The organism is Pseudorhodoferax sp., from assembly GCF_047601025.1.
Lineage (GTDB): Bacteria > Pseudomonadota > Gammaproteobacteria > Burkholderiales > Burkholderiaceae_C > Pseudorhodoferax.
Map to the genome: position 1 here is coordinate 420653 of NZ_JASGJZ010000001.1, position 26380 is coordinate 447032.

Below are 26380 nucleotides of genomic sequence, written 5' to 3' on the forward strand. Positions count from 1 at the left end.
ATCCTCGGATGGAAGACTGCAGAATTATGCGCTTTTCGTTACCTCCTGACTGGTGCATCCTTCCGGCCTGCACGTCTGCCAACGGCTGACCTTCGCAAGCGATCCATGCTTCGCCGCGACGCTGAAAGAAGTACATGAGAAAGAGATGAGGCTTTGACAAGCACTCCTGCCATTGCATATGAACTTGATCGCCGCAGCGTATGGCTTGGCTTCAAGCAGTTGCTCCCCATTTCCCTTTTCGTGGTCGTTTTCGGCCTGGCATTCGGGCTGGCCGCCCCGCAGTCAGGACTGGACATCCCTTCGACCGTCCTCATGAGCACCCTGGTCTTTGCCGGTGCTGCGCAGTTCGCCGTGCTGGATCTGTGGGGATCGCAAGTGCCCCTGATCCCGCTGGTCATCACGGTCTTTGCCGTCAACGCCCGGCACCTGCTGATGGGGGCCACGCTCTATCCGTGGATGCGCCATCTGCCGCCTGCCAGACGATACGGAGCCATGCTGTTCGTCTCCGATGCCAACTGGGCCATGTCCATGCAGGCATTCGGACGTGGCGAGTCCGGCCTGGGGCTGCTGCTGGGTGGCGGAATCGCCTTGTGGCTGGCTTGGATACTGGGTTCCTGGCTGGGCCTCTACTTCGGCAATTCCATTCATGATCCGGTGCGCTGGGGTCTGGACATGGTGATGGGCTGCTTCCTACTGGCGATGGTGATTGGCGGACAGAAGAACCTGCGTCTGTTCGTCATATGGACAGTCGCTGCCTGCTCGTCGTTGCTGGCTTACTCGTATCTTCCGGAAAACAGCCACGTCGTCGTGGGGGCGTTGGCGGGCGGTGTTCTGGGCATAGTCTGGATGGAGAAAAATCCATGAGCATCGAATCGACAGTCACCGGCACGCTGGTCATCATTCTGGTCATGGCGGTGGTGACACTGGCTACCCGCTGGGGCGGAATCTTCGTGATGTCGTTCATTCCCATCGGCCGCAAGATGCAGCAGTTCATCCGTGCCATGTCCGGCTCGGTGTTGGTGGCACTTCTTGCGCCGCTGGCAATGAAGGGTGACAACGCCGCGCGGCTGGCGCTGCTGGTCACGGCCACCGTGATGCTGCTGCTGAAGAAGCCTCTGCCCGCGATCGCTGCCGGCATCATCGCGGCAGCGTTGCTCCGCCATTTTTTCTAGGCGCGTCGTGACAACCATCACCTTGTTCAAACTTGCCGCAGCGCCCTTTCTGATCCTTTCCGTCACCTGGCTGGCCCGCCGCTTCGGGCCTGCCGTGGGCGGACTTATGATGGGTATTCCGCTCTTGACCGGGCCTATCTCGATCTTCACGGCCGTGGAGCAAGGCGCGGACTTCGCCCGCCAATCCGCAGCCGCCAACCTCGTGGGGCAGGTATCTACGTGCATCTTCTGCTTCGTGTACGCAGCAACGGCAGCGCGCAGGGAGGCATGGGCCAGCGCGGCATGTGGAATTCTGGGCTTCTTCGTCGCCACCCTGGTCTGGAGCCAGTTTCACTGGTCGCTGCTAACGGCGGCGCTCTTTTTTTCCGTCAGTCTCGCAGTACTGGGCTGGAGCTTTCCGAAACTCCCTACCAGCGCACCCGGTCGCACGGCACCGAAATGGGAGCTGCCGGCACGAATGGTCGTCGCCGGATGCTTTGTGCTGGCCATCACGCTCGTCAGCGCACACCTTGGGCCACAGCTGAGTGGACTGACCGCCCCCTTTCCCGTGTTCGTGCTGATACTTGTGGTCTTTACCCATTTGCACGATGGAAATGGCGCGTCCGCCGCCATGACCAAAGGCGTCATCCTGGGATCTCCAGCCTTTGGAGCATTCTTCATGACTGTCGCCGCAGGGTTGGAGCGCCTTCCGATCACTGTGGTCTACCTTGGCGCCACGCTCCTGAGTGTTGGCGTCGGCGGGGGCATGCTATGGCTCCTCGAACGCTTCAAAGTTGGACACGCCTCGGCCTGAGCACCGTGCCCTCGGCAGGGCCGCAGTTCAAGATGAAGCATTGAGTTTCTTCAACTACTCCGAAACCGCCGTGGCCAACCGCGCCAGCCGACGGACCCCTCCGCCCCACCGCACACGCCGACATGCACCGCCCCGGTTCGTGCCGTCCAGCCCGGTCGACAGCGTGGTGCTCTACGTGGTCCCGACCGACGGCGTGCCGGAGCAGTTCGCGCGAACGTCGCCCGGGCATTGACCGAGGACACCGGACTCTGGGTCAAGGCCTCCCTCCGGGTGCCGTCCGGGGTCGACGGCCCATTCACGGAGACCAACCAGTACCCGACCGAGGACTCCCCGCCCCTGGGCACCAGCCTGGCGAGGCGGCTGGCGGATGCGAGCGCGCGGACGTACTTCATCGTGCTGACCCGATCGCGACATCAACGCCCGCTCCCGGAATTTCCGGTTCCAGTTCTCGCTGCACGGCCCGATGGTGCGCACCTCCGTGCTGTCCCCGGCGCGGCTGGCGTACGCGCAGGATGGATCACCGGCCCCGGCCGAGGTGGTCGCGCTGCGCACGCGGAAGATGCTGATGCGCATCGTGGGCGAGATGAAGCTCGGATGGACGAGAACGGCCGACCTGGCCGATCCCATGTACGCGCCGCTCATGTCGGTGAAGACATCGACCGCATGCGCCTGGTGCATACGGTGCGCAGGCGCCGGCCCCTGGCGCAGTAGCGCCCGGCATTCCCGCACCGGAACGGCCACCCGGCCGCGAGGGGCGGCCAGCCGGCGCCGCAAGGCCCGGCCGCCTGCGCGGCCTCAAGGTTCGTGCGGTGTGTGCGGTGTGCGCGCGTCGATCCAGAACGCCGCCACCGGCAGCGCCTGCAGCGCATCCGCCAGGCGCAGCACGCCGCGCGGCAGGCGGCGCGGGCTGTGGCTCAGCACGTCCAGCGCGAGCTGGTCGCCCTCGCCGCCCGGCCAGCCGGCGAAGGCCGGCGCCAGGTCCACGCTGGCGTCGCCCCAGCAGGCTTCGCCGACCGGCGCACGGCCAGGCTCGCGCAGCAGCCGGGCCAGCAGCCGCGCGGCCAGCACCACCAGCAGGCCCTCACGCGTGCGGCGCGCGTAGGCCACCACGTGGCCGCGCGCGCGGCCGGTGGTCCGCAACGGGATGTAGGCGCCCTGCGCGAACAGCGCCGGGTCCTCGCGGCGCAGGGCCAGCAGGCGCCAGGTGGCCCAGAGCTTCAGGCGCCCGTCCTGCGGCGTGGCGGCCATGTGCGCCAGCGCGGCCAGGCGCTCGGGCTCGGGCGCCAGCAGCAGCGCCTCCAGCGCGGCCAGCGTGCCTTCGCGCAGCGCGTAGTCCACCGGACGGCGGTTGTCCGGGTCCACCAGGCTCAGGTCCTGCATCTCGTTGCCCTGGTAGAGGTCGGGCACGCCGGGCGAGGTGAACTTGATGGCCACTATCGCCAGGCTGTTCAGCGCGCCGAACCAGGCCAGCTGGGCGGCCAGCGCGCGCAGGTCGGCCAGGGCCGGGTTCGGCGCCGGCCGGGCCAGCAGGCCTTCGACGAAGGCCTGCAGCGCCTGCTCGTAGTCCTCGTCGGGACGGACCCAGCTGGTGCGCAGCTTGGCCTCGCGCGCGGCCTTGCGCATGTAGCGCACGATGCGCTCGCGGTAGGCGGCCAGCGCTTCTTCGTCCAGTTCGCCGGGCGGCAGGCTGCCGAGCAGCGTCTGGTAGAGCAGGAACTCGTCGTCGCGCGAGGGCGCGGGGCCGCCGGGCAAGTCGCGGCGCAGCGAGCGCGTCCAGCGGTGCCAGCGCGACAAGCCCAGCCGCCACGGCGCCGGCCGCTCGGACAGCACGGCGATGCGGTTGCGCACGTCCTCGCTGCGCTTGTTGTCGTGGGTGGAGGTGGCCAGCAGGGTGTGCGGCCAGCGCGCGGCGCGGTCGGCGCTGGCGCCGTGGAAGGCCGCCAGCGTCAGGCCCAGGGCCTCGGGCTCGCCGCCGACCTCGTTCAGCGAGACCAGGCGTAGGTGGCGGTAGAAGGCGCAGTCCTCCACGCCCTTGGCCGCCAGCGGCGCGCAGAACTGCTGGAAGCGCCAGGCGAAGCGGCGCAGCGGCAGCAGCGCGTCGGCGCCGCTGCCGGGCGCGCACTCGCCCAGCAGGCAGCGGCGCAGGAAATCGAACACGCTGGGGTCGGCGATGGCGCTGCGCCGGCGCGCCTGGGCGACGGCCCAGTCGATGAAGCGCCGGTCCTGCTCGCTGGCCTGCTCGACCACGTAGGTGCGGTAGACCGGCATCGCGGCGGCGGTCTCGGCGATGGCCTCGCGCAGCGTGGTGAAGCCGTAGTCGCGCGTGCGGCGGTTGGCGCCGGCGATGCGCTTGAGCTGCGTGGCCAGCAGGTTCAGCTCCGCGCCCAGCGCACCGTGGGCGACGGCGCGCTTGGCGGCGAACACCGTGTCCGCGTACGGCTCGGCGTTGCCGGTGAAGCTGCGCCAGATGCGCTCCATGCGCGCGCCCTGGCTGCGGTCGGTCACCAGGCCGTTCAGCAGCGCGCCGAAGCGGTAGCCGGTGGTGCCGTGCAGCGGCCAATCCCGCGGCATGTCGGCATGGGAGGCGGTGATCTTCTCGGCCACGACGTACAGCGCCAGCGCGTCCGGCTCCGGCGCGGCGTCGGGCTGCAGCGCGGCGCGGCGGCGGCGGTAGCCCTCCTGCAGCCGCGCGAAGTACTGCGCCGGGTCGCGCAGGCCGTCGGGGTGGTCGATGCGCAGGCCGTCGACGATGCCGGCGGCCGCCAGGTCCAGCGCCAGCGCGTGCGTGGCCTCGAACACGCGCTCGTCCTCCACGCGCAGGGCGGCCAGCTCGTTGATGTCGAAGAAGCGGCGGTAGTTGATCTCGTCGGCCGCCACGCGCCAGAAGCCCAGGCGCCAGGCCTGCTGCTCCAGGAAGGCGTGCAGCGCGTCGCGCGCCGGCGCGCCGTTCAGCAGCTCCAGCGCGCGCTGCAGCGCCTGGGTGGCCGGCGCCTTGCGCTGGCCGGTGAACTCGGCGAAGGCCAGGCGCAGCCGGCCCGCGGCCTCGGCGCGTTCGCGCGCGCCGGCGGCGCCGCGGTCGGCGCGCGGCGGCAGGGCGTCGGCCTGCTCGGCCAGCAGGGTCAGGCCCTGGGCCGTGTCGGCGTCCTCGGCCACGTCGGCGGCCAGGCGCAGCACCGGGCCCCAGGTGCCGGGGTCGGTCGGGAAGCGGTGCTCGAAGTAGCGCAGCGCGAGGCGGTGCTCCTGCGGCTCCCAGTGCAGCTGCAGCTCGCCGCGGTCCAGCACCTCGCCGTAGGGTGCGCCCAGCACCGGCAGCAGGACCTTGCCGGCCATGGCCGGGTCCATGGGCTGCCAGTCGATGTCGAAGAAGCCGGCGTGGGCCGAGGCCTGGCCATGCTCCAGCACGTCGGCCCACCAGGGGTTGTCGCCGCCGATCACGCCCATGTGGTTGGGCACGATGTCCAGCAGCAGCGCCAGGCCCTGGCCGCGCGCGGCCAGGGCGAAGCGCTCGAAGCCGGCGCGCCCGCCCAGCTCGGGGCTGATCTCGCGCGGGTCGGCCACGTCGTAGCCGTGCAGGCTGCCGGGCCGCGCGCGCGTGATCGGCGAGCAATAGACGTGGCTGACGCCCAGCCGCGCCAGGTACGGCAGGATGGCCGTGGCGGCGGCGAAGTCGAAGCCCTGGTGCAGCTGCAGCCGGTAGGTGGCGCGCGGGATCGTGGCGCCTGCCGGCGAACCGGCTTCCGGACGGGCGGCGGCGCGGGCGCCTTCCGGCGGCCGGGCGGCGCTCGCTGGCGCACGGCCCGGTCCCTCCGGGAGTGAAGGATCCCCTTCGGGCGGCCGGGCGGGGCTCACGGAACCTCCACGGCGACGCGCACGGCCCAGGGCGGCAGGCTGCCGTCGGGCGCGGCGTGCAGGTGCAGGATCGGCCGGGCCGCGGGCGGCAGGACGGCGGGGGCCTGGCCGAAGTTGGCGGCGATCTCCCAGCGGCTGCCGTCGGCCAGCGTCCAGCGCACGTGCAGCAGTTCGCCGCCGCCCAGCACCTGGCCGCCGCGCATGGGGCCGGCCAGGCGCGGCACCAGGTGCGCGCGGCGCAGCGCCAGCAGCCGGCGCACCAGGGCCAGCCGCTCGCGGTGCGGCGGCTGCGCGCGCTCGTCCCACTGCAGCCGGGAGCGGGCGAAGGTCTGCTCCGCGTTCGGGTCCGGGATGCGCGCGCGGGCCGCCGCGTCGGCGAAGGCCGCGAAGCGCCTGAACTCGTTGCGCCGGCCCTCGCGCACGGCCTCGGCCAGCGCGCCCTGGAAGTCGCAGAAGTACAGGAACGGGGTGGATGCCGCGTACTCCTCGCCCATGAACAGCATCGGGATGTGCGGCGCGAGCAGCAGGCAGGCGTAGAGCGCGTCCAGCCGCCCGGCCGGCGCCAGCGCCGACAGGCGCTCGCCCAGCGCGCGGTTGCCAACCTGGTCGTGGTTCTGCAGGAAGGAGACGAAGGCCGTCGGCGGCAGCGCGCCGCTGGGCTCGCCGCGCGGGCCGCCCTGGTGGGCCGAGCGCTCGCCCTGGTAGACGAAGCCCTGGGCCAGCGCGCGGGCCAGCCGCTGCACCGGGGCGTCGGCGTAGTCGGCGTAGTAGCCGTCGGTCTCGCCGGTCGCGAGCACGTGGGCGGCGTGGTGCAGGTCGTCGTTCCACTGCGCGGTGGCCAGGCCGGCGGGCGCGAGGCGGCTGGCCTGGTTGGCGTCGTTCTCCAGCACCAGGTGCACGTGGCGGCGCCGGCCGGGGCCGGCCTGCAGCGCCTGCGCGATCTCCTCGACGATGGGCCGCGGCGAGCCGTCGCGGATCTGGTGCACGGCGTCCAGGCGCAGGCCGTCGGCATGGAATTCCTCGACCCAGTACAGCGCGTTGGCGACGAAGAAGGCGCGCACCTCGGCGCTGTGCGCGCTGTCGAAATTGATGGCCGCGCCCCAGGGCGTCTGCTGCGCGGGGTTGAAGAAGTCCGGGCAGTAGCCGTGCAGGTAGTTGCCGTCGGGACCGAAGTGGTTGTAGACCACGTCGACCAGCACCATCAGGCCGAGGGCATGGGCGCGGTCGACCAGGGCCTTGAGCTCGTCCGGCGTGCCGTAGCGCGACTCCGGCGCGAACGGCAGCACGCCGTCGTAGCCCCAGTTGCGCGCGCCCGGGGCGTCGGCCAGCGGCATCAGCTCGATGGCGGTGATGCCGAGTTCCGCCAGCTCCGCCAGCCGCCCGGCCGCGGCCGCGAACGTGCCCTCGGGCGTGAAGCAGCCGACGTGCAGCTCGTAGACCACGGCCTCGTGCCAGGGGCGGCCGCGCCAGCCGCCGTCCTGCCAGGCGTAGGCGGACGGGTCCGTGACCTCGCTGGGGCCGTGCACGTCCCCGGGGTTGCGGCGCGAGGCCGGGTCGGGCACGGGATGGCCGCCGTCGAGCCGGAAGCGGTAGCGCGTGCCGGGCCCGGCACCGGGCACGTCCAGCGCATGCCAGCCGCCGGCCTGCGCCTGCATCGGCCGGGCCGGGCCGTCCTGCAGCAGCAACTCGGCGCGCCGCGCCCCTAGTGCCCACAGGCGGAAGCGCACGCCCCCGCCGGGCAGCAGGCTGGCGCCGAAGTTCATCGCAGGCCGTCCGGCGGGTCGCGCCGGTCGTCGGGCTTGGACGGCCACCAGCGCTCCAGCTGCGCGGCGGCCCAGTCCTTGCCGCCCAGGCCGAAGGCCAGCGCCACGGCCAGCACCACGCCGCCCAGGATCAGCAGGAAGGCGTCGCGCACGAGCGTGCCGCCGATGCCCATCTGGTCCAGCGCGATCATGACCACGAAGGCCAGCACCGCGTAGTAGGCGATGCGCGCGAGCGCCGTGTCGTGGATGCCCACGCCCTTGCAGTAGGTGGCCACCGCGTTGGACACGAAGCGCGCGAAGTACGCGCCGAAGGCCAGCACCAGCAGCGCCACGATCAGCTGCGGCACGAACAGCATCACGCGGCTCAGCAGCTCGGTCACGTGCGTCAGGCCCAGGCCGCTGAAGGCCACGATCAGCGCGGCCAGGATCACCACCCAGTAGGACAGCAGGCCCAGCAGCCCGATGGTGTCGGCCTGCGTGCCGCCCTGCTGCAGGAAGCCGTCCAGCCCGGCGCGGCGCGTGAGCACGTGGAAGTTGATCGCGCGCAGCCCCTTCTCGACCGTGAAGCGCGCGGCCTTGGCGATCAGGAAGCCCGCCAGCAGCACCAGCGCGGCGATGGCCAGCCGTGGCAGGAACGCGCCGACCTGGAACAGGAAGGCGCGCACGGGTTCGAGCATGACGTTGATCTGGTCCATGGATGCCGTGCCTTTCCGCGTTCAGGAAGCGGCCCCGCCGTGCGCGAGGGCCAGGATGCCGGCCAGCGGGATGTGCACCCAGTCCGGCCGGTTCTCGAGTTCGTAGCGCAGTTCGTACAGCGCCTTGTGCAGCTCGAACAGCGCCAGCAGGCTCAGCGCCTGGTCCGACACGGCCAGCGGCGTGCCGGCCACGGTGTCGCGGTAGGCCTGCAGGAAGGCGGCGCGCGAGGCCGCCTCCCAGGCGCGGGCCGGGCCGGCCAGTGGCGCCAGCTCCTCGGGCGTGTGGGCGACGCTGCGCAGCGCGCTGGCGCGCGCGTAGTCGAACGAGCGCAGCATGCCGGCCACGTCGCGCAGCGGCGACTGCCGGGCGCGGCGCGCGTCGAAGTCGCGGCCCGGCTCGCCCTCGAAGTCGACGATCACGAAGTCGTTGCGCGTCAGCAGCACCTGGCCCAGGTGGTAGTCGCCGTGGATGCGGATCTTCAGGCCCTCGTGCTCCAGCAGGCCGGCGCCGGCGATGCGCTGCGCCAGCCGGGCGCTGCCGGCCAGCACGGCGCGCGCATCGTCCTGCACGGCGCCGTGCAGGCGCGGCAGCGCGGCCTGCAGCAGGTCCAGGCTTTGCTGCAGCTCGGCCTGGGTCTGCTCGCGCCAGGCCACGATGTCGGCCGTGGACAGCGGCTCGGGGTCGAACGCGGCATCGCCGCTGCGGATGCCCAGCGCCAGGTGCAGCTCGGCGGTGCGGCGGCCCAGCGTCTGCATCAGCGTGACGTGGGCGCCGTGCACGTCCTCGGGCATCGGCGCGGCCACGGGCGCGCGCAGCTCCTCCAGGTGGCGCTCCAGGTAGCCGAGCAGCCAGGCCCAGCCGTCGCCCTGGTTCTCCACGTGGGCCTGCAGCAGCATCAGCGTGCTGGCGGTGCCGTCGGCCGCCACGTACTCCACGGTACCGGCGACCGGCGCGCAGTGCGGGAACTTCGCGACCTCGGTCAGGAAGCGGCCGACCTCGAACTCCGGGTTCACGCCGCGGCGCATGCGGCGGTAACCCTTCAGGAACAGCCGCTCGTCCACCAGCACCACGGTGTTGCTGCTCTGCGCCTGCGGGCGCTCGATCGGCAGCTGGGCCACGTCGCGGCCGGCCAGCTCGGCGAAGCAGCGCGTCGGCACGAAGCGGATGCAGCCGGCGCCGGCGGCCAGCACGCGGCCGGCGCCGATGGCGGCGATCACGGCGCGGCAGAAGCGCTCGTCGGCGAAGGCGTCGGCCATGTAGCCGACCTCGGCCTGCTGGCGCACGCGGGCCACGGCGGCCGGCGCGAAGGCGCGGCAGCGCTCCTCCTCGCGGTCTTCCCAGGCCAGGGACAGCGGCACGAAGTAGGCCTGCTCCTCGTGGCCGGGGCCGGGCGCGCCCTCCGTCGCCACCAGCGCCAGCAGCCAGGCGTCGTCGCCCTGCTCCCACAGCGCGTGCTGCACCATGCGTGCGCGCTGCAGCGCCGTGCCCTTGGCCGCGTACCAGCGCTGCGCCTCGATGTGGCGCGGCAGCACTTCGTGCTCGAACTGCTGGCGCGTCTTGACGGCCATGCCGATGCGCCAGGGCACGACCTGGTCGCGGAACAGGCTGTTCCAGCCGTCGAACAGCACCAGCACCGGCCGGTCCTCGGCCGGCAGCAGTTCCTGGTGCCAGCTCGGCACGGCCACGTCGGTGGCCAGCCGCAGCCAGTAGAAGCCGTGCGCGGCGATGGTCATCAGGTAGGGCAGTTCGCCGATCGGCGGGAACGCCGCGCGGCCCAGCATCTCCACCGGCACGCGGCCCTTGAAGCCGGACAGGTCCAGCTCGGCCGGCTGCGCCGAGCGCGCGAGGTTGACCACGCACAGGATGACCTCGTCGCCGTGCACGCGCAGGTAGGCCAGGATCTTGCGGTTGCCGGGCTTGAGGAACACCAGGTCGCCGCGGCCGAAGGCCTTGCTGGTCGCGCGCACGGCCAGCATGCGGCGCATCCAGTTCAGCAGCGAGGCCGGCTCGCGCTGCTGCTGCTCCACGTTCAGCGCCTCGTAGCCGTAGACGGCGTCCATGATCGGCGGCAGGTACAGGCGCTGCGGGTCGGCGCGCGAGAAGCCGGCGTTGCGGTCGGGGCTCCACTGCATCGGCGTGCGCACGCCGTTGCGGTCGCCGACGAACACGTTGTCGCCCATGCCGATCTCGTCGCCGTAGTAGATGATGGGCGAGCCGCGCATGGACAGCAGCATGCTGTTCATCAGCTTGATGCGGTCGCTGTCGTTGTCCATCAGCGGCGCCAGGCGCCGGCGGATGCCCACGTTGATGCGCGCACGCGGGTCGGCCGCGTACGTGCTGTACATGTAGTCGCGCTCCTTGCTGGTGACCATCTCCAGCGTCAACTCGTCGTGGTTGCGCAGGAAGATGGCCCACTGGCAGCTCTGCGGGATGTCCGGCGTCTGCTGCATGATCTCCGTGACCGGGAAGCGGTCCTCCTGCGCGATGGCCATGTACATGCGCGGCATCAGCGGGAAGTGGTAGGCCATGTGGCACTCGTCGCCGTCGCCGAAGTACTCGCGCACGTCCTCGGGCCACTGGTTGGCCTCGGCCAGCAGGAAGCGGTTGGTGTAGTTCGCGTCGATGGCCGCGCGCAGCTGCTTGATGATGGCGTGCGTCTCGGGCAGGTTCTCGTTGTTCGTGCCCTCGCGCTCGACCAGGTAGGGGATGGCGTCGAGCCGGAAGCCGTCCACGCCCCGGTCCAGCCAGAAGCGCATGACCTCGAAGATCGCCTCCAGCACCAGCGGGTTGTCGAAGTTCAGGTCCGGCTGGTGGCTGAAGAAGCGGTGCCAGAAGTAGGCCTTGGCGACCGGGTCCCAGGTCCAGTTCGAGGTTTCGGTGTCGGTGAAGATGATGCGCGTGCCCTGGTACTTCCGGTCGGAATCGCTCCAGACGTAGAAGTCGCGCTCGGGCGAGCCCGGCGGCGCGCGGCGCGCGCGCTGGAACCAGGGATGCTGGTCCGAGGTGTGGTTGATCACCAGCTCGGTGATGACCTTGAGGTCGCGCCGGTGCGCCTCGGCCAGCATCTCCTCGAAGTCGGAGAGCGTGCCGTACTGCGGGTGCACGTCCAGGTAGTCGGCGATGTCGTAGCCGTCGTCGCGCAGCGGCGAGGGGTAGAACGGCATCAGCCAGATGGTGTTGACGCCCAGGTCCTTCACGTAGTCGAGCCGGCTGGTGACGCCCTTGAAGTCGCCCACGCCGTCGGCGTTCGAGTCGACGAAGGCCTTGACGTTGAGCTGGTAGATCACCGCATCCTGGTACCACAGGCCGGCGTCGCCGGTGGGCGTGACCGGCCCCTGCCCGGCCCCGGGCAGGTGGGGGACGCCGTCGGCGGCCGCTTGTTCCGGATTCTTCATGCAGCGTCGCTCCTCTCGATGGCAAGCACGTGGGCCGGCATCTGCGACGGCACCAGGATCACGAAGTTGCCGCCGTCGCGCCAGTCGAAGCACTGTCCGGTGAGCAAGTCCCGGGCCACGAAGCCGCCGCCGTCCACGCCGAGCCAGCCGGCGTCCACCTGCACCCAGCCGGTCTGGGTGAAGGTGGCGTCGATGTTCACCACCGTCAGCACCGCGTTGCGGCCGTCCGCGTCGCGCTTGGCGTAGGCCACCAGGTAGGGGTTGCTGGTGTCGAAGAAGCGCAGCGAGCGGTTGGACTGCAGGGCCGGGTATTCCTTGCGGATGCGGTTCACCGTGGCGATGAAGCCGGCGATGCTGTCCGCGCGCTCCAGGCTCAGTTCGCCCCAGTGGCGCAGCTGGTACTTCTCGGAGTCCAGGTATTCCTCGCTGCCGCGCTCGCGCGGCTCGCCCTGCAGCAGCTCGTAGGGCGGGCCGTAGATGCCGTAGCTGGCCGACAGCGTGGCCGCCAGCACCAGCCGCGCCATGAAGATGGAGCGCGGGCCGTGGTGCAGGTGCTCGTTCAGGATGTCCGGCGTGTTGGGCCAGGCGTTGGGCCGGTAGTAGTCCGCCCCCGGGCCGTGCGCCAGCTCGGTGAAGTACTCCATCAGCTCGTGGCGGCTGTTGCGCCAGGTGAAGTAGGTGTAGCTCTGCGAGAAGCCCAGCTTGGCCAGCCGGTGCATGACCTTGGGCCGCGTGAAGGCCTCGGCCAGGAACAGCACGTCCGGGTGCTCGGCCTTGATCGCCGCGATCACCCATTCCCAGAACGCGAAGGCCTTGGTGTGCGGGTTGTCCACGCGGAAGATGCGCACGCCCTGCGCGATCCAGTGGTCGAACACGTCCTTCAGCGCGGCCCACAGCGCGCGCCAGTCTTCCGTCTCGAAGTCGAACGGGTAGATGTCCTGGTACTTCTTGGGCGGGTTCTCGGCGTACTGCACGCTGCCGTCCGGGCGGCGGCGGAACCACTGCGGATGCTGCCGGACCCAGGGATGGTCCGGCGCGCACTGGAACGCGATGTCCAGCGCGATCTCGATCCCCAGCGCGTTGGCGGCGCCCACCAGGTCGCGGAAGTCGGCCAGCGTGCCGAGCGCCGGCAGCACGTCCTTGTGGCCGCCCTCCTCGGCGCCGATGGCCCAGGGGCTGCCGACGTCGCCCTCGCGCGCGATCAGCGTGTTGTTGGGGCCCTTGCGGCGGCTGCGGCCGATCGGATGGATGGGCGGCAGGTACAGCACGTCGAAGCCCATCGCCGCCACGTAGGGCAAGCGGGCCTGCACGTCCCTGAACGTGCCGTGGCGCCCCTCCTCGAGCGCGGCCGAGCGCGGGAACATCTCGTACCAGGTGCTGAAGGCGGCACGCGGCCGGTCCACCGCCAGCGGCAGCCCGTCGGGCCCGGCGTACCAGCAGGCGTGGCGGCGGTCCGGGTAGCGGCCGGCCAGCTCGGCCAGGTCCTCGGCCAGCGCCAGCTGCTTGATGGCCTCGACCTCCAGCGAGACGGACTCGATCTCGGCGATGGTGGCGCGGCTGGCGGCCTCGGCGCGGCTGCGCAGGTTGTCGGCCAGGCTGGCCAGGCGCGCGCCGTCCTCGCCGCCGGCGCGCCCGGCGGCCTGCTGCACCAGCTCGGCGCCGACGCGCGCGGCCAGCAGGATGTCGGCCAGGTCCACGCGGCGCAACAGCTCGGCGCGCCAGGAATCGAAGTGGTCCACCCAGGCGCAGACCGTGTAGCGCCAGGGGCCGGGCGCGTCGGGCGCGCAGGCGGCGGTCCACACGTCGTTGCCCTGGGGCTGCATCTCGGTCTCGCGCCAGGCAGGCTCGCCGGCGCGGCGCCAGCACAGGCGCGCGCGCACCTTGTCGTGGCCGTCGGTGAACACGTGGGCCGTGACCTCCAGCGGCTCGTCCACCACGCGCTTGACGGCGAAGCGGCCGGCGTCGACCTGGGGCAGCACGGCGTCGATCACGGCGCGGGCCTGGCCGTCCGCCGGCAGCGGCGGCAGGGGCGCGGCTGCAGTAGCGGGCGGGGCGGCGCGGCGGCGCCGCGGCGGGCGGTCAGGAGTCGGTGGTGGAGTCGTCATGGGCATCCGTTTCGAGGCGAAGCATCAGGGTGGACAGCGGCGGCAGCGTCAGGCAGACGGAGAACGGGCGGCCGTGCGCGCCGTGCGCCTCGGCCTGCACGCCGCCCAGGTTGCCCATGCCGCTGCCGCCGTAGGCGGGCGCGTCGCTGTTGAGCACTTCGCGCCAGCGGCCGGCCGCCGGCACGCCGAGCCGGTAGCCGTGGCGCGGCACGGGCGTGAGGTTGCAGGCCACCAGCACCGGCGGCGCGCCCGCGCCGGCCTGGCGCACGAAGGCGTAGACGCTGGCGCGCGCGTCGTCGCAGGCGATCCAGTCGAAGCCGGCCGGCTCGAAGTCCAGCGCGTGCAGCGCGGGCTCGGCGCGGTACAGCCGGTTCAGGTCGCCGACCCAGCGCGCCACGCCGGCGTGCAGGGGCTCGCGCGACTGCGGCCAGTCGATCTCGCCCTCGTGCGCCCATTCGCGCCCCTGGCCGAACTCGCCGCCCATGAACAGCAGCTTCTTGCCCGGGTGCGCCCACATCCAGCCGAACAGCGCCCGCAGGTTCGCGAATCGCTGCCAGGCGTCGCCCGGCATGCGGCCCAGCAGCGAGCCCTTGCCGTGCACCACCTCGTCGTGCGAGAGCGGCAGCACGAAGCGCTCGTGGAAGGCGTAGACCAGCGAGAAGCTGAGCTGCCCCTGGTGGTGGCGGCGGTACACCGGGTCCAGGCCGAAGTACTGCAGCGTGTCGTGCATCCAGCCCATGTTCCACTTCATCGAGAACCCCAGGCCGCCCTGCTCCACCGGGTGCGTGACGCCGGGCCAGGCGGTGGACTCCTCGGCGATGGTCAGCGCGTCCGGCAGCTCGCGCGCGACGGCCTGGTTCAGCACCTGCAGGAAGTGCACGGCCTCCAGGTTCTCGCGCCCGCCGTGCCGGTTGGGGATCCACTCGCCGGCCCGGCGCGCGTAGTCCAGGTACAGCATGGACGCCACCGCGTCCACGCGCAGCCCGTCGAAGTGGTAGTGGCGCAGCCAGAACAGCGCGGACGAGAGCAGGAAGCTGCGCACCTCGTCGCGGCCGTAGTTGAAGATGCTGGAGTTCCACTCCGGATGGAAGCCCTGGCGCGGGTCGGCATGCTCGTACAGGTGCGTGCCGTCGAAGGCCTGCAGCCCGTGCGCGTCGGTCGGGAAATGCGAGGGCACCCAGTCCAGGATCACGCCGATGCCGCGCTGGTGCAGGTGGTCGACGAAGAACATCAGGTCCTGCGGCGTGCCGTAGCGCGCCGTGGGCGCGAAGTAGCCGGTGGTCTGGTAGCCCCACGAGCCGTAGAACGGGTGCTCGGTCACCGGCAGCAGCTCCACGTGCGTGAAGCCCATGGCCAGCACGTGCTCGGCCAGCGCCGGCGCCAGCGCGCGCCAGCCCAGGAACTGGCCGTCGTCGCGGCGCCACGACCCCGGGTGGACTTCGTAGACGGACATCGGCGCGCTGCCGGCCTGGCGCACCGCGCGGCCGGCCATCCAGGCCTGGTCCTGCCAGGCGTAGTCCAGCGTCCACAGCCGCGAGCCGGTCGCCGGCGCGAGCTCGGTCGCCAGCGCATGCGGATCGGCCTTGTCCAGGGGCTGGCCGTGGGACGTCACGATGCGGTACTTGTAGGCCTGTCCATGGTGCGCGCCGGCGGCGCCGCCCTCCCAGAGGCCGCTGCCGTCGGCGCGCGGCGCGAGCGGGTCCGCGCCCGCGTCCCAGCCGTTCCAGTCGCCCACCACGCTGACGGCGCGCGCATTCGGCGCCCACACCGCGAAGTGCGCGCCCTGGCCGTCGGGGTGCAGCACGCCCCCCATTTTCTCGGCCAGGTGCGTATGCGTGCCTTCGCGGAAGTAGTGGAGGTCTTGGTCAGTCAGTGTGCTCATGTGCTCGGAGGGAAGAAGCACGCGACGCGCGGCCCGCGCGCGCCGCAACAAGGTTCAACACGGCGGCGTACGGCGCGCCGTGCCCGAAGTCTGCACGCATTCGATTCCGATGGCGAGTCGCCCGCCCTGTTGCGCCTGTAGGCAAAGACCGCGAAATGCCGGCGGCGGAGGTGCAAACCCGTCCATCGGGTCAGGTCGAACGGAGAAAGGAAACAGATGGGCGAGCTTTTCATCGTGGACGGGTCATTCATCCTGATCGTCGTGGCGCTCGCGGCACTGACCGGCATGCTCGGCATTCGCCACATTCCGCAGCGCCGCCCGCCGCGCCTACCGCGACTGGCTGTCCGCCAGCAACATGCAGCCGCTGGAGCCCACGGGCGAGCGCAAGCCGCGGAGCGCCCATGCACGCCGATGAACTGTTCCCGGGTTTCTCGGCACAGGACGTCGAGGTGGATGCCGGCGTGCGGCTGCGCGTGCGCACCGGCGGCCGCGGCCGGCCGCTGCTGCTGCACGGCCATCCGCAGACGCACGCGATCTGGCACAAGGTCGCGCCCGCGCAAGCCGCGCAGTTCACGCTGGTGCTGGCGGACCTGCGCGGCTACACGGCGACGCGTCCAAACCGGCCGGGGACGCGGACCATGCGAGCTACAGCAAGCGGACCATGGCGCGCGACCTGCTGCGCGTGATGCGCGGGCTGGGCCATGCGCAGTTCGACGTGCTGGCGCATGACCGCGGCGCGCGGGTCGCCCACCGGCTGGCGCTGGACCATGCCGCCGCGGTGCGCCGCCTGGTGCTGCTGGACGTCGCGCCGACGCTGGCCATGTACGAGCAGACCGGCGAGGCCTTCGCGCGCGCCTACTGGCCACTGGCTCTTCCTGATCCAGCCCGCGCCGCTGCCCGAGCGCCTGATCGAGGCCGACCCGGCCGCCTACGTGCGCGAGGTGATGGGCCGGCGCAGCGCGGGCCCCGCGCCGTTCGACCCGCGCGCGCTGGCCGAGTACGAGCGCACGCTGGCGCTGCCGGGCACGGTGCATGGCATCTGCGAGGACTATCGCGCGGCGGCCGGCATCGACTTCGCGCACGACCGCGCCGACCACGACCGCGGCGTGCGCCTGGCCATGCCGCTGCTCGCGCTCTGAGGCCGCGATGGCGTCGTGCACCGCTGCTTCCAGCCGCTGGACGCATGGCGCCGCGCGCCACCGACGTGCGCGGCGGCGCGCTGCCCTGCGGCCACTACATCGCCGAGGAAGCGCCCGACGCGCTGCTGGCCGAGGCGCTCGCGTTCCTGGACCGGCCCTGACAGGCAGCAAGCCCCGTCCGGAACGGCAGCGGCTGGTGGACCGCGCGCCGCAACGCCGACCGGAAGCGCCGGGCGGCCGCTTGTCCGCCTTGCGGCCGTAGCTGCGTGGAACAGGCGTGGCCCTGAAAAAGCCACGCACCGTTCCACCCATCCTCCAAGAAAGGCTTTCCCATGCAACGGTTTCCCATTGCCCTGGCATTCGCCGCCTGCAGCACGCTGGCCACGGCCGACGTCATCGTCACGCGCGACGCGGCCACGATCGCCGCGTTCCAGAGCGGCGCCACCGTGCTCGACTTCGAAGGCAGCACCCCCCATGGCCGAACGCCACAGGCCATCAGCAGCTACACGTCGGGCCTGGCGGTGGACCCGGGCGCCTTCCTGTTCGACCAGGCCCCGGGCGTCAAATTCACGGTGGGCGGCATGGTGGGCGTGAATGCGCCGGCCATCTACCGGCTCGAAGGCGCGGTCGCCGGCGATGCGCATTCCGGCAGCAACGTGCTCGGCACGGTGAACTTCGACGGCGAGACGAACTTCGGGCCAGGCGCCTTCATGGAGGTGTTTTTCCCGAGCAAGGTCTCGCGCGTGGGCTTCTGGGTCAACCAGCAGCTCGACTTCGTCACCCTGATCGCGCAGAACACCATCTTCGCCTTCTCGTTCGAAGACGAGGAAATCCTCGAAACGGGCGTTGGCGATGCCGGCTACTTCGTCGGCATCGAACACGACAGCGCCGACATCGGGGGCTTCAAGATCTTCGGCCGTGGATCGGAAGGCTTCACGATCGACGATTTCACGTTCGGCGGCGTCAGCGCATCGGTTCCCGAGCCGGGCAGCCTGGCGCTGTTGACGGGCGGCCTGCTGGGCCTGGGGTGGCGGCTGCGCCGCGCGGCGGCCTGAACCCGCCGGCCCAGGCCGGCCCGGGCGATGGGTGCATGCGCCCGGGCACGCCCGCCGCGCGCCAGGTCCGCGCGACCTGGCGGCAGGCTTCCCACGACCGCGGCGCGGCGCATGCCTCAGCCGCCGGACCGCCGGCGCCAGCGCCGTGCGGGTGGTTTCAATCCCACGCCGGCCCCTGTGCCGACATCCCCACCACCCAGACGATGTCGTCGACAAGCTCTTGCTCGAACCAGCTGCGCAGCAGCGGCGTGTCCACCAGCGCGATGCGCCAGTCGCCGGCCGGGTCGATGCCGATGAAGGGCCGCCAGCCGGCGCCCGAGGGACGGCGCGTGCTGGCCATGCCCTCGACCGTGCGGACCGCCGCGCTGCTGACGGTCTCGCTGCCGCCCGCCGCCAGATGGTGCACGGCCGCGATCTCCAGTTCCTCGCGCAGCCCGTCGCGCCGCACGCAGACCAGCGACAGCTGCTCCACCGCGCGCGCCTGCGCATGGAACAGGAAGTCCTCGCCGCGCAGCGGCAGGTCGATGCGCATGCGGCGCGCCGGGTCGGGCTCGGCCTGCGCGTTGTGCAGCGCGTACCAGGCGTCGGGGAACTGGTGGCGCACGCTGAACAGGCGCTCGCCCCCCACGCGCCGGCCCAGGCCGGCGACCACCTTGCGGCGGTAGTCGCGGCTGTCCAGCGCGCTGTAGTCCAGCGTCAGCAGCACGTCGGCGATCTGGCCGTAGTCGAACGGGTTGGCCGGCTTGGGCAGATCCAGCCGCCAGGCCGCGTCCACGCCCATGCCCTCGAACGGCAGCAGCAGGCCGCGGTCCGGCTCCAGCTCGAACAGGCCGCTGGCCTGGCTGGTGCCGGTGAACGCGATGGCCTCGGCCGGCCGTGCCAGCGTCACGCTGGCGAAGCCGTCGCGCTCGACCACCACGCGCGACAGGCCGGGCGTGGACAGCGTGGCCCGCACGCCGCGCACCGCCGGCACCGTGGCCACCATGGACAGCCGCACGCGCCGCACCAGGCGCAGGTGATGGCCCGGGAACTCGGCGTCGAACATGCGCATCGGCGTGTGGAAGGCCAGCACGCCGGTCTCGCGCAGGCGCTGCAGCTCCAGCGGCGCCAGCTGGGCCAGCGAGAGGGTCTGCGACAGCTGCAGCCGGCGCCGGTCGGTTTCGAACGCGAACTGGTCCAGCCGCGCGATGTCCTGCAGCAACCGGGCCGAGCCGGTCAGGCCGCGCCGGTCGGCCGGCGCGGATGCGCCTTCGGCATCGCTCTGCCAATAGTCGGGCCCGATGAAGGCCAGGCCGCGCTCCTGCCGTTCGAACGCCAGCTGGGCCTGCGCCAGTTGGGCCAGCGCCGTGGCCTGCTGCAGGAAGTAGGCATAGACCTCGCCCAGCACGCGGCCCATCCACTCGAACAGCTCGGCCTGGGTGAACTTGCGCGCCAGGAAATCGGCCAACGCCTCAGCGTGCTCGACCTGCAGCAGCGCCTGGCTGCGCTCGGCGCGCGCCAGCGCCTGCTGCTGGCCGGCGCGCGCCACCTGCAACTGGCCGACGCGCAGGTCGAAGTGCGCCAGGCCGAGCTGGTAGTTCAGCGCGCCGCGGCGCTCCAGCATGTCCGCAGCCAGGCCGGCCATCCCGCCGAGCTTGCTCCAGCCCGTCGTCGGCGCCGTAGCGATGCTGTGCAGCTTGGACACCATGCGCAGGAAGCTGCCGAAGCCGGCCTCGCGGTCGAGCTGGGCCTGTGCGTGGTCCACCAGCGCCTGCGCGCGGTCGCGGCCGGTCGCGGCCTGGGCCAGCGCCAGCCCGGCATCGGCCACGCGCAGGTCGTGCTGCACCACGGTGCTGCGTGCCAGCGCCATGCCCTGACGCGCCTGCAGCTCGGTCAGCGCGGCCGCGTCGGCCGCCACCAGCGCCGATAGATAGGCCGACTCGATCTGCTGCGCGATCGCCACGTGGCTCTGTGCGCGCTCCAACAGCGCGCCGAAGCGGTAGGGGCTGGGCAACACCTGGGTCGATGGATCGTCCAGCAGGACCAGCGGCAGACCGGCCAGGTTCAGCCCGGCATGGATCTTGTCCAGGCTGGATTGCGCGCGCGACACCTGCGCGTCCCACAGCGGGTTCGGCGGATGGCGCTGCGCCGCGGCCGGGTCGGGCGCGGCCTCGGGCAGGCTCAGCAACGCCAGCGCCGTCTCGTACAGCGTGCGTGCGCGCACCGTGGCCTCGGCCTGGTTGCGGGCGAACTCGGTGTCTGCATAGCGCATCAGGCAGCCGGCGATGCTCTGCACCGTGTAGCGCGTGTAGGCATTGCGCCGCGTGCGCGCGATCGCGTGCGGGTTGTCCGGATCGGACAGCCATTCGGGCACGCGGTCATAGCGGGAATCGATCGCGGCCTCGCGCGCCAGGCCGTGCCAGATGCAGCGCCGGCCGGCCGCCAGGTCGAACGCGAACACCGTGCGGTACCAGCCCAGCGCCGCCAGGAACTGGCCGGCCTGCTGCAGCTGCAGCGCGATCGACATGGGCACGAACCAGAACACCTCCCACAGCCAGGTCGGCACCGCATGCGCGGCGCGGTCCGCCACGAGTTCGGTCGACAGCGCCTGCAGCGCGGCCAGGCCCTGGTCGTCGCGCTCGTCGGTGATCGCGGCCACCGCGCCCGGCAGGTCCACGCCCGGCTCGGACCGCAGCGCAGCCAGGTACTCGGCGGCGAGTGCGCGCGCCGACGCCGGCGACAGCGCCGCCTGCGCGCGCAGCCGGGCCAGGTGCGCCGTCCAGGCTGGGCTGGGTGCCAGGTGCGGCGCGTCGGGCAGGTACAGCGTCGGCAGAAGCTGGTTCTCCGGATAGGCGAACACGCGCTCGGCTGCCAGCCAGGTCTGGTAGCTGCCGATCCAGGCCCATTCGCGGTCGAAGCCGGCGTCGGCGCGGATCTCCCAGCCGGCACCGCCGTCGGCCGGGCCGAGCCGGCCGGCGCGCAGCGAGAACAGCAGGCCCTGCAGCGTCTCGATGGCCTGCATCACGCGCGAGACCCGCACCGTGGTGCCGTCGCGCAGGTCGATGGCCAGCGCGTGCGACAGCCGGGTGGCCGCGGCCTGGGCGCCCAGCGGCGGCTGCTGCTGGGCGCCCCAGTGCGCGATCAGCGCGTCGCGCAGCGCCGGCAGCGCGCGGTCCTGCGCGAAGTCCACAGCCGCGGCGAAAGCCTGGCGCACGGCCACGGCCTGGGCCTGGCGCGCCTGCAGCGTGGCAGCCCAGGCGGCGGCCTCGCCCGCTTCGCGCCGCCAGGGGCCGGCCGGGTCCGCGGCGGGGGCCGCCGGATCCGGCTCGGCCTGGAAGCGCTCGGGCTCCAGCACCAGGGCGGCGGCGCGCTCCTCGCTGCGCCAGGCAGCGGCCAGCCGGCGCTTGGCGACCTGCAGCGCGATGTCGTGCACCTCGGCCCACTGGGCGGCCTGCAGCGGCAGGCCGTCGTCCAGCGTCGCGCGGCACTGCGCCAGCAGGCGGAAGGCCGGGCGCGCCAGCGCCATCGGCTGCAGCACGGGGGTGATGTCGATGCCGTCGGCGTCCTGCTGCAGCAGCGCGGCGAAGTCCAGCGGGCCGATGCATTCGCCAACCAGCAGGTCGAAGCGGGCGCCCTCCGCGGCCCCGGCGCCGATGGCGCGGATGCGCGCCAGCTCGGCCGCGATCCAGGCCGCGCGTGCCGTCCACAGCACCTGGGCCTGGTCGTCGCCACCGCGCTGGCGCAACTGGCCCGGTGCCACCAGGTCCGGATCCAGCAGCGGCAGCGGCTGCGCGGCGCCATCGCGCTCCTGCGTGTCGCGGCGCTGCCAGTCCTGGCGCAGCGCGTCGAGCTGGGCCAGCAGCAGCGCCCCCACTGGCGGCGGCGCCGGCAGCGGCTCGGCCGCGGCGATGGGCTGCAGGCCGAACAGGTGCTCCAGCGCGGCATCGTCCAGCGAGGCCGGGTCCAGCGCCAGCGCGTCCAGCACGTCCGGGCGGGTGCCGGACAGCGCCAGGCCCAGGCGCGCGGCCAGAGCCTGGCGCTCCTCATGCGTACCGGCGCGCGCCAGGGCCAGCGCCTGGGCGTCGGTGCCGAACTGGTGCAGCAGCGCCGCGTACACGTCGGCGCGGAAGGCCTGGTCGAGCGCGGCCGGCACGGCCTGCGCCAGCCGGCGCCGCAGCACCTCCACCGCGATGCGCGTGCGCGCCACCGGCGCCACTGCGCGGGCGTACCGGGCCGGATCGGTCAACGCGTCGAAGGGCTGCAGGAAACGCACAGCCAGCGCCTGCGCATCCGGCCCGGGACCGCCGTCGATGGCCACGCAGCGCCGCGCGAAATCGCGCAGCGCACGCAGATAGGCCGGGCGCTCGAACACCTGCTCGACCTCGCCGAGCTCCACCGGGATCTGCACCACCAGGTAGCGCTGGGCCGTGGCCACGCTGCCGAAGCCGTCGACCGCGCGCACCGTGAAGCGGTGCTCGCCGGCCGGCATCTGCAGCGGCAGCCGCCAGCTCGACCAGTCGCCCCGGGGGTTCTCGGCCGGCACGAACTCGGCATCGCCCAATTGCACCTCCACGCGCACCAGGCCCGAGGTGGAGCCCTCGCCGTCCGAGGCGCTGCCCGACAGCACGAAGGGGTACGGCAGCATCGCCGGCGTGACCGGCGAGGTGAAGCCGTCCACCTGCAGCAGCGGCGGCTCGGCCTCGGGCCGCACCGTCACGCTGGAGCTGCCGCTGGCCGGGATCTCCTCGGGCGGTTCGCCGCCCGGGCCGGGCGGGCCGTACAACACGCCCGCGACCTGCACGACGAGCTGAACCGGCTGCTGCGCGCCGACGTGGGCCGGCAGCGCGCCGGACCAGCTCCATTGGAAGCCGCCCAGCGTGACCGGCGGCGACAGCGCCACGCCGTCGCACTGCAGGACGACATCGTGGATGACGCCGTTGAACGGCGTGATGCGGCCGCTGGCCTGCAACTGGCGGCCGACCACGGCGCCGGGCGCTGGCGCGGTGAACTGGATGCCGATGCCGCCGGCGGTGGCGTGGACGGATGCCTGTGCGGTGCGGCGGGAGGGATGGGTGTACATGGTGGTGGATTCCTGGTGTTGATTGAAGGCCGTCAGATGCCGGTGATGTTGGGCATGTACAGGTCGATCACGCCCCGTGTGACCACGCGTTCCAGGGCGTTGATGCCCTCGACGTCGATGCCGACCGATGCCTTGGCGCGCACCAGCGGCAGGCTCAGCAACCCATTGGCCTTGCGCGTCTCCAGGCCGTAGCTGCCGCCTATGCCCACCATGGCGCCGGCCTCGACCGTGACGTGTCCGCGGGGCCGAGCGGGTCGGCGCTGCACCATCGCGCCAGGTCAGCGGCTGCTGCCGGTGAAAGGGTCGGGTGCGAACTTCTCGCCCATGCCGCGCAGCACGCCACCGCCTTCGGGCAGCGAAATGGGCGACGCGACGGCGGCAGTGGAGGGACTGTCCATGGAGCATCCTTTCGTGGACCGGTGGCGCGAGAGAACGACCGGCGGTATCGGGCCGCGACGGCCGGGGGGGTCCGCGCGGTGCTGTTGGTTTCACGCCGCAGGCCGGCCAGGACGGACGCGCTGCCTGGCGGGCTTCCACAAATCTGCGGACAAAGGGCGCCTGCAACACACCCCACACAGAGACGAAGCGCCCACACTCGGCCCGTTCGGCCATCCGTCGAGCCCCACGCCATGCCATTGCGCCGCCCCTGTTCCACCGCGACGCCGCGCCCGCTGCGCGCGGCGGTGTTGCCCGGGCTGGTGCTCGTGGTGATGGCGATGGGGCCGGGCCCCGCCTGGGCCGCGCAGCCGGTGCCGGCGCGCGCTGCCGCGGCCGGGCGCGACGCGCCGAATGCCACCCGGCCCGAGCCGGTGCATGCGCCGGGCGAACTGTGGCGTGCGCCTGCCGCACCGGTGCCGCAGGCAGTGAACCTGGCCCGGCGCGTGCTGCTGGACGCCTGCCGGCGCGACCCGGCCCTGCGCTGGCATTGGCTATGCCAGAACGAGCCGTAGGCGCGCTACTCGCCGGCCGGCTCGTGGGCGCCGACCGGCACCTGCTGCGCCAGTTGCTGCCAGCGCCGCTGCTGCTCCGGCGTTGCCGTCCAGGCATTGCCGAACAGTTCTTCGCCGTGCTGGAACATGGCCAGCGCCAGCTGGGCCGAGGGCGCGTGGCCGGTGTCGGCCAGCCGCACGAAGCGGCCGTAGGCAGCGGCATAGCGCTGTGCGCGGAACGCCTGCACGGCATGGTCGTGCAGGACCTGCTGCCGGGCCGTGGACATGGGCGGCAGACCGGATGGCGGCACGTCGTACGCGAAGGCCGCGCCGCCGGCTGTCACCAGGGCCAGCAACCAGTACGAGGTCGAACGGGAAATGGACATGAGGGTCTCCGTGTGATGGTTGAAACACCCCGTACCACGCAGCACGCACGCCGCGGCGGACGCGGCGCCCGCATGTCCGCCGCGCTGCGCCGGCTGCGTGGGACCGGTCGTGGGGGCGCGTGCCACCCGCCCTTTCACCTCACCGGATGCCCGCCATGCCAAGTCCCGACCTGCGCAGCGATCCACCTGCCATCGACCCCGCGCGCCATGCCCGGCGCGCGCACCTCGATCACGCCATGCAGCCGCTGCCGGCCGCGGCATCCACTCTGCCCTGAAATGCAACCGGGCACCCCATTCAGCGCAGCGCGCCGGTCTTCACTCCCTCTCCCTCTGGGAGCGGGTTGGGGTGAAGGCCTGCACGACGCCGCGCCACCCCCCACCCCAGCCCTCCCCCGCCAGCGGGAGAGGGAACAGCGTCGGCTCCGGTTGCATGCGATGCGGGTGGCGCGCAGCGCCATGGACAACTGAGATGCCCTCACCGCGCCAGCATCTGCGACAGCAACAGGCGCGCGCGCTCCCAGTCGCGCCGCACGGTGCGGTCTGTCACGCCGAGCGCGGCGCCGATCTCCAGATCGCTGAGGCCGGCGAAATAGCGCATCTCGACCACGCGCACCAGCCGTGCATCGACCTCGGCCAGGGCTTCCAGCGCTTCGTGCACGGCCAGGATCTCCTCGTCGGTCGAGGCACCCAACTGCTCGGCGGCGAGGGTGTCCAGCGTGACATGCTGCAGGCCGCCGCCGCGCCGGTCCGCGCTGCGCCGGCGCACGAAGTCGATCAGGATGGAGCGCATCGTCGACGCGGCATAGGCCAGGAAGTGCTCGCGGTCGGCGACCTGCACGCCACCGCCGCGCTGCATGCGCAGATAGGCTTCGTGCACCAGGGCCGAGGTATCCAGCAGCGTCGGCCGGCCGCCGGCCAGGCGCGAACGCGCCAGGCGCCGCAGTTCGCTGTACAACGCCGGAAACAGCGCCTCCACCGCGGGCGGAGCCACGGCCGGGCCGGATGCGGGCGGGGTCTCGGTCGCCATCGGCCGGAGCATAGCGCCTGGCACCGCCGCTCCGCGGCGGGCCTGATCACGACAAGGAACACGAGCATGCTGCAGATCCGTCCCTTCCTGCCCGCCGACGCTGCCGGGGTGATCGCCCTGGTCCTGCCGATCCAGCAGGCGGAGTTCGGCCTCGCCGTCACGCTGGCCGACCAGCCCGACCTGGCCGACATCGCCGGCTTCTACCAGCGCGGCCAGGGCAATTTCTGGGTCGCCACGGCCGACGGCGCTGTCGTCGGCAGCATCGGATGGCTGGACATCGGCGACGACCAGGGCGCGCTGCGCAAGATGTTCGTGGCCCGCGGCTGGCGCGGGCCGGCCCACGGCGTGGCCCGGCAGTTGCTCGACGGACTGCTCGCCTGGGCCACGGCCCGGCGTTTCGGCACGGCATGGCTGGGCACCACCGAGCATTTCCAGGCTGCGCACCGCTTTTACGCCAGGAACGGCTTCGCCGAGATCGCGCGGACCGCGCTGCCGGCGCGCTTTCCCGTCATGGCCGTCGACACGCGCTTCTTCCGCCGGCAGCTCTAGCACGCCGCATGCCGCACCGTCCTGGCTCATGCAGCGCATGCCGGCTCCTTGGGGTCGCTGGGAAAGCGCACCCAGCCGTCCAGCACCGCCTCGAAGCCAACCTGGATGCCCTGGGTGCTGCGCAGGCGCGCCAGGTGCAGCGTGCCGCGCGCAGCGTCCACGCTGGCCTGGGCCGCATCGGGCTGAAAGGCCGCGACCCACCAGCGGGTGTCCAGGTGCAGCAGCGTCACCGCCAGCACGCGCCGGTCGCGGACACGGAAGGCCAGGGTGAACTCGTAGGTCCCGCCGTCGGTGTGCAGCGTCGATGGGAAGCGCACGAAGCAGTACGGCTCGCCCGACAGGCCGTCGGGCTCGCGCAGCGCGATGGTCGCGCCGGCCCCGGGTGCGAGGCGCAGGTCGCCGGCGTGCGTAACCGGCGCAGCCTCGACGATCGCCAGCGCCACATGGGGCGACGCGTCGGCGGGCGGGTCGTCCCCGCCGCCACAGGCTGCGAGCGACAACGCGATGGCCAAGCCGGCCGCGGCACCTGGATGAAACATGCTGCACCTCCTTATCGATGGAACTCCGTTCCACGCAGTCGC

19 protein-coding genes and 1 pseudogene are annotated in these 26380 nt (G+C 72.3%); 8 read left to right on the forward strand and 12 right to left on the reverse strand.

Annotated features, from left to right (window positions below):
• Positions 1-153: 153 nt before the first annotated feature.
• From QM782_RS02020 to QM782_RS02030, 3 genes are read left to right on the forward strand one after another with little or no spacing between them, the layout of a single operon-like run.
• Positions 154-864, forward strand: a complete 711-nt coding sequence (locus QM782_RS02020; RefSeq protein ID WP_415201273.1) for an AzlC family ABC transporter permease — start codon at positions 154-156, stop codon at positions 862-864.
• Complete coding sequence (locus tag QM782_RS02025) at positions 861-1172, forward strand: AzlD family protein (protein ID WP_415201274.1); 312 nt, start codon at positions 861-863, stop codon at positions 1170-1172. Before QM782_RS02020 ends, QM782_RS02025 begins: the two co-directional genes overlap by 4 nt.
• Before the next feature lie 7 nt (positions 1173-1179).
• Positions 1180-1965, forward strand: a complete 786-nt coding sequence (locus QM782_RS02030) for a hypothetical protein (RefSeq protein WP_415201275.1) — start codon at positions 1180-1182, stop codon at positions 1963-1965.
• Between the two features lie 171 nt (positions 1966-2136).
• Here the strand turns inward: QM782_RS02030 and QM782_RS02035 are convergent, their stop codons facing one another.
• The 7 genes from QM782_RS02035 to glgB all read right to left on the reverse strand — a co-directional run bounded on the left by QM782_RS02035 (position 2137) and on the right by glgB (position 15655).
• Entirely contained in the window at positions 2137-2643 is a 507-nt protein-coding gene (locus QM782_RS02035; RefSeq protein WP_415201276.1) for a hypothetical protein, read from the reverse strand.
• Positions 2644-2760: 117 nt separating this feature from the next.
• A complete protein-coding gene (gene treY / locus QM782_RS02040; protein ID WP_415201277.1) occupies positions 2761-5814 on the reverse strand; it encodes a malto-oligosyltrehalose synthase in 3054 nt (1017 codons plus the stop codon).
• Positions 5811-7577 carry a malto-oligosyltrehalose trehalohydrolase gene (treZ, locus tag QM782_RS02045; protein WP_415201278.1) on the reverse strand — a complete coding sequence of 589 codons (1767 nt, stop codon included), beginning with the start codon at positions 7575-7577 and terminating at the stop codon, positions 5811-5813. Before treZ ends, treY begins: the two co-directional genes overlap by 4 nt.
• A complete protein-coding gene (locus tag QM782_RS02050; protein ID WP_415201279.1) occupies positions 7574-8272 on the reverse strand; it encodes a mechanosensitive ion channel family protein in 699 nt (232 codons plus the stop codon). The genes treZ and QM782_RS02050 overlap by 4 nt, the downstream gene beginning before the upstream one ends.
• 21 nt (positions 8273-8293) lie before the next feature.
• Positions 8294-11668, reverse strand: coding sequence for a maltose alpha-D-glucosyltransferase (treS, locus tag QM782_RS02055; RefSeq protein ID WP_415201280.1), 3375 nt, complete (start codon positions 11666-11668; stop codon positions 8294-8296).
• Complete coding sequence (locus QM782_RS02060) at positions 11665-13773, reverse strand: alpha-1,4-glucan--maltose-1-phosphate maltosyltransferase (protein ID WP_415201281.1); 2109 nt, start codon at positions 13771-13773, stop codon at positions 11665-11667. Before QM782_RS02060 ends, treS begins: the two co-directional genes overlap by 4 nt.
• On the reverse strand, positions 13748-15655 hold the full coding sequence (gene glgB, locus QM782_RS02065) for a 1,4-alpha-glucan branching protein GlgB (protein WP_415201282.1): 1908 nt from the start codon (positions 15653-15655) through the stop codon (positions 13748-13750). Before glgB ends, QM782_RS02060 begins: the two co-directional genes overlap by 26 nt.
• A 401-nt stretch (positions 15656-16056) precedes the next feature.
• Between glgB and QM782_RS02070 the strand changes: the two genes are divergently transcribed.
• The 3 genes and pseudogenes from QM782_RS02070 (at position 16057) to QM782_RS02080 (ending at position 17849) form a co-directional block, all read left to right on the forward strand.
• Positions 16057-16341, forward strand: coding sequence for an alpha/beta fold hydrolase (locus QM782_RS02070; RefSeq protein ID WP_415201283.1), 285 nt, complete (start codon positions 16057-16059; stop codon positions 16339-16341).
• A pseudogene (locus tag QM782_RS02075) lies at positions 16317-16622 on the forward strand (alpha/beta fold hydrolase); the annotation flags it as partial. The gene QM782_RS02070 and the pseudogene QM782_RS02075, both read left to right, overlap by 25 nt.
• 504 nt (positions 16623-17126) lie before the next feature.
• A complete protein-coding gene (locus QM782_RS02080; RefSeq protein ID WP_415201284.1) occupies positions 17127-17849 on the forward strand; it encodes a PEP-CTERM sorting domain-containing protein in 723 nt (240 codons plus the stop codon).
• A 157-nt stretch (positions 17850-18006) separates the two neighbouring features.
• Here QM782_RS02080 and QM782_RS02085 read toward each other — a convergent pair whose 3' ends face one another.
• Complete coding sequence (locus tag QM782_RS02085; RefSeq protein WP_415201285.1) at positions 18007-22908, reverse strand: neuraminidase-like domain-containing protein; 4902 nt, start codon at positions 22906-22908, stop codon at positions 18007-18009.
• Positions 22909-22940: 32 nt separating this feature from the next.
• On the reverse strand, positions 22941-23120 hold the full coding sequence (locus QM782_RS02090) for a hypothetical protein (protein ID WP_415201286.1): 180 nt from the start codon (positions 23118-23120) through the stop codon (positions 22941-22943).
• Between the two features lie 417 nt (positions 23121-23537).
• Here QM782_RS02090 and QM782_RS02095 point away from each other — a divergent pair, with 417 nt between their 5' ends.
• Positions 23538-23858 (forward strand): hypothetical protein, encoded by a 321-nt coding sequence (locus tag QM782_RS02095; RefSeq protein ID WP_415201287.1) that lies wholly within the window; start codon positions 23538-23540, stop codon positions 23856-23858.
• 5 nt (positions 23859-23863) lie between these two features.
• Here the strand turns inward: QM782_RS02095 and QM782_RS02100 are convergent, their stop codons facing one another.
• Positions 23864-24223 carry a hypothetical protein gene (locus QM782_RS02100; protein ID WP_415201288.1) on the reverse strand — a complete coding sequence of 120 codons (360 nt, stop codon included), beginning with the start codon at positions 24221-24223 and terminating at the stop codon, positions 23864-23866.
• Between the two features lie 475 nt (positions 24224-24698).
• Complete coding sequence (locus tag QM782_RS02105) at positions 24699-25250, reverse strand: ECF-type sigma factor (protein ID WP_415201289.1); 552 nt, start codon at positions 25248-25250, stop codon at positions 24699-24701.
• A 66-nt stretch (positions 25251-25316) separates the two neighbouring features.
• Here QM782_RS02105 and QM782_RS02110 point away from each other — a divergent pair, with 66 nt between their 5' ends.
• Positions 25317-25799, forward strand: coding sequence for a GNAT family N-acetyltransferase (locus QM782_RS02110; protein WP_415201290.1), 483 nt, complete (start codon positions 25317-25319; stop codon positions 25797-25799).
• 26 nt (positions 25800-25825) lie between these two features.
• Here QM782_RS02110 and QM782_RS02115 read toward each other — a convergent pair whose 3' ends face one another.
• Positions 25826-26338 (reverse strand): hypothetical protein, encoded by a 513-nt coding sequence (locus tag QM782_RS02115; RefSeq protein WP_415201291.1) that lies wholly within the window; start codon positions 26336-26338, stop codon positions 25826-25828.
• Positions 26339-26380 lie beyond the last annotated feature (42 nt).

Coding starts and splice junctions, on each gene's coding strand:
- QM782_RS02025 (WP_415201274.1), top strand. CDS start 861: ATGAGCATCGAATCGACAGTCACCGGCACGCTGGTCATCATTCTGGTC.
- QM782_RS02035 (WP_415201276.1), bottom strand. CDS start 2,643: ATGCACCAGGCGCATGCGGTCGATGTCTTCACCGACATGAGCGGCGCG.
- treZ (WP_415201278.1), bottom strand. CDS start 7,577: ATGAACTTCGGCGCCAGCCTGCTGCCCGGCGGGGGCGTGCGCTTCCGC.
- QM782_RS02050 (WP_415201279.1), bottom strand. CDS start 8,272: ATGGACCAGATCAACGTCATGCTCGAACCCGTGCGCGCCTTCCTGTTC.
- treS (WP_415201280.1), bottom strand. CDS start 11,668: ATGAAGAATCCGGAACAAGCGGCCGCCGACGGCGTCCCCCACCTGCCC.
- QM782_RS02060 (WP_415201281.1), bottom strand. CDS start 13,773: ATGACGACTCCACCACCGACTCCTGACCGCCCGCCGCGGCGCCGCCGC.
- glgB (WP_415201282.1), bottom strand. CDS start 15,655: ATGAGCACACTGACTGACCAAGACCTCCACTACTTCCGCGAAGGCACG.
- QM782_RS02070 (WP_415201283.1), top strand. CDS start 16,057: ATGCACGCCGATGAACTGTTCCCGGGTTTCTCGGCACAGGACGTCGAG.
- QM782_RS02080 (WP_415201284.1), top strand. CDS start 17,127: ATGCAACGGTTTCCCATTGCCCTGGCATTCGCCGCCTGCAGCACGCTG.
- QM782_RS02085 (WP_415201285.1), bottom strand. CDS start 22,908: ATGTACACCCATCCCTCCCGCCGCACCGCACAGGCATCCGTCCACGCC.
- QM782_RS02090 (WP_415201286.1), bottom strand. CDS start 23,120: ATGGTGGGCATAGGCGGCAGCTACGGCCTGGAGACGCGCAAGGCCAAT.
- QM782_RS02095 (WP_415201287.1), top strand. CDS start 23,538: ATGCCATTGCGCCGCCCCTGTTCCACCGCGACGCCGCGCCCGCTGCGC.
- QM782_RS02100 (WP_415201288.1), bottom strand. CDS start 24,223: ATGTCCATTTCCCGTTCGACCTCGTACTGGTTGCTGGCCCTGGTGACA.
- QM782_RS02105 (WP_415201289.1), bottom strand. CDS start 25,250: ATGGCGACCGAGACCCCGCCCGCATCCGGCCCGGCCGTGGCTCCGCCC.
- QM782_RS02110 (WP_415201290.1), top strand. CDS start 25,317: ATGCTGCAGATCCGTCCCTTCCTGCCCGCCGACGCTGCCGGGGTGATC.
- QM782_RS02115 (WP_415201291.1), bottom strand. CDS start 26,338: ATGTTTCATCCAGGTGCCGCGGCCGGCTTGGCCATCGCGTTGTCGCTC.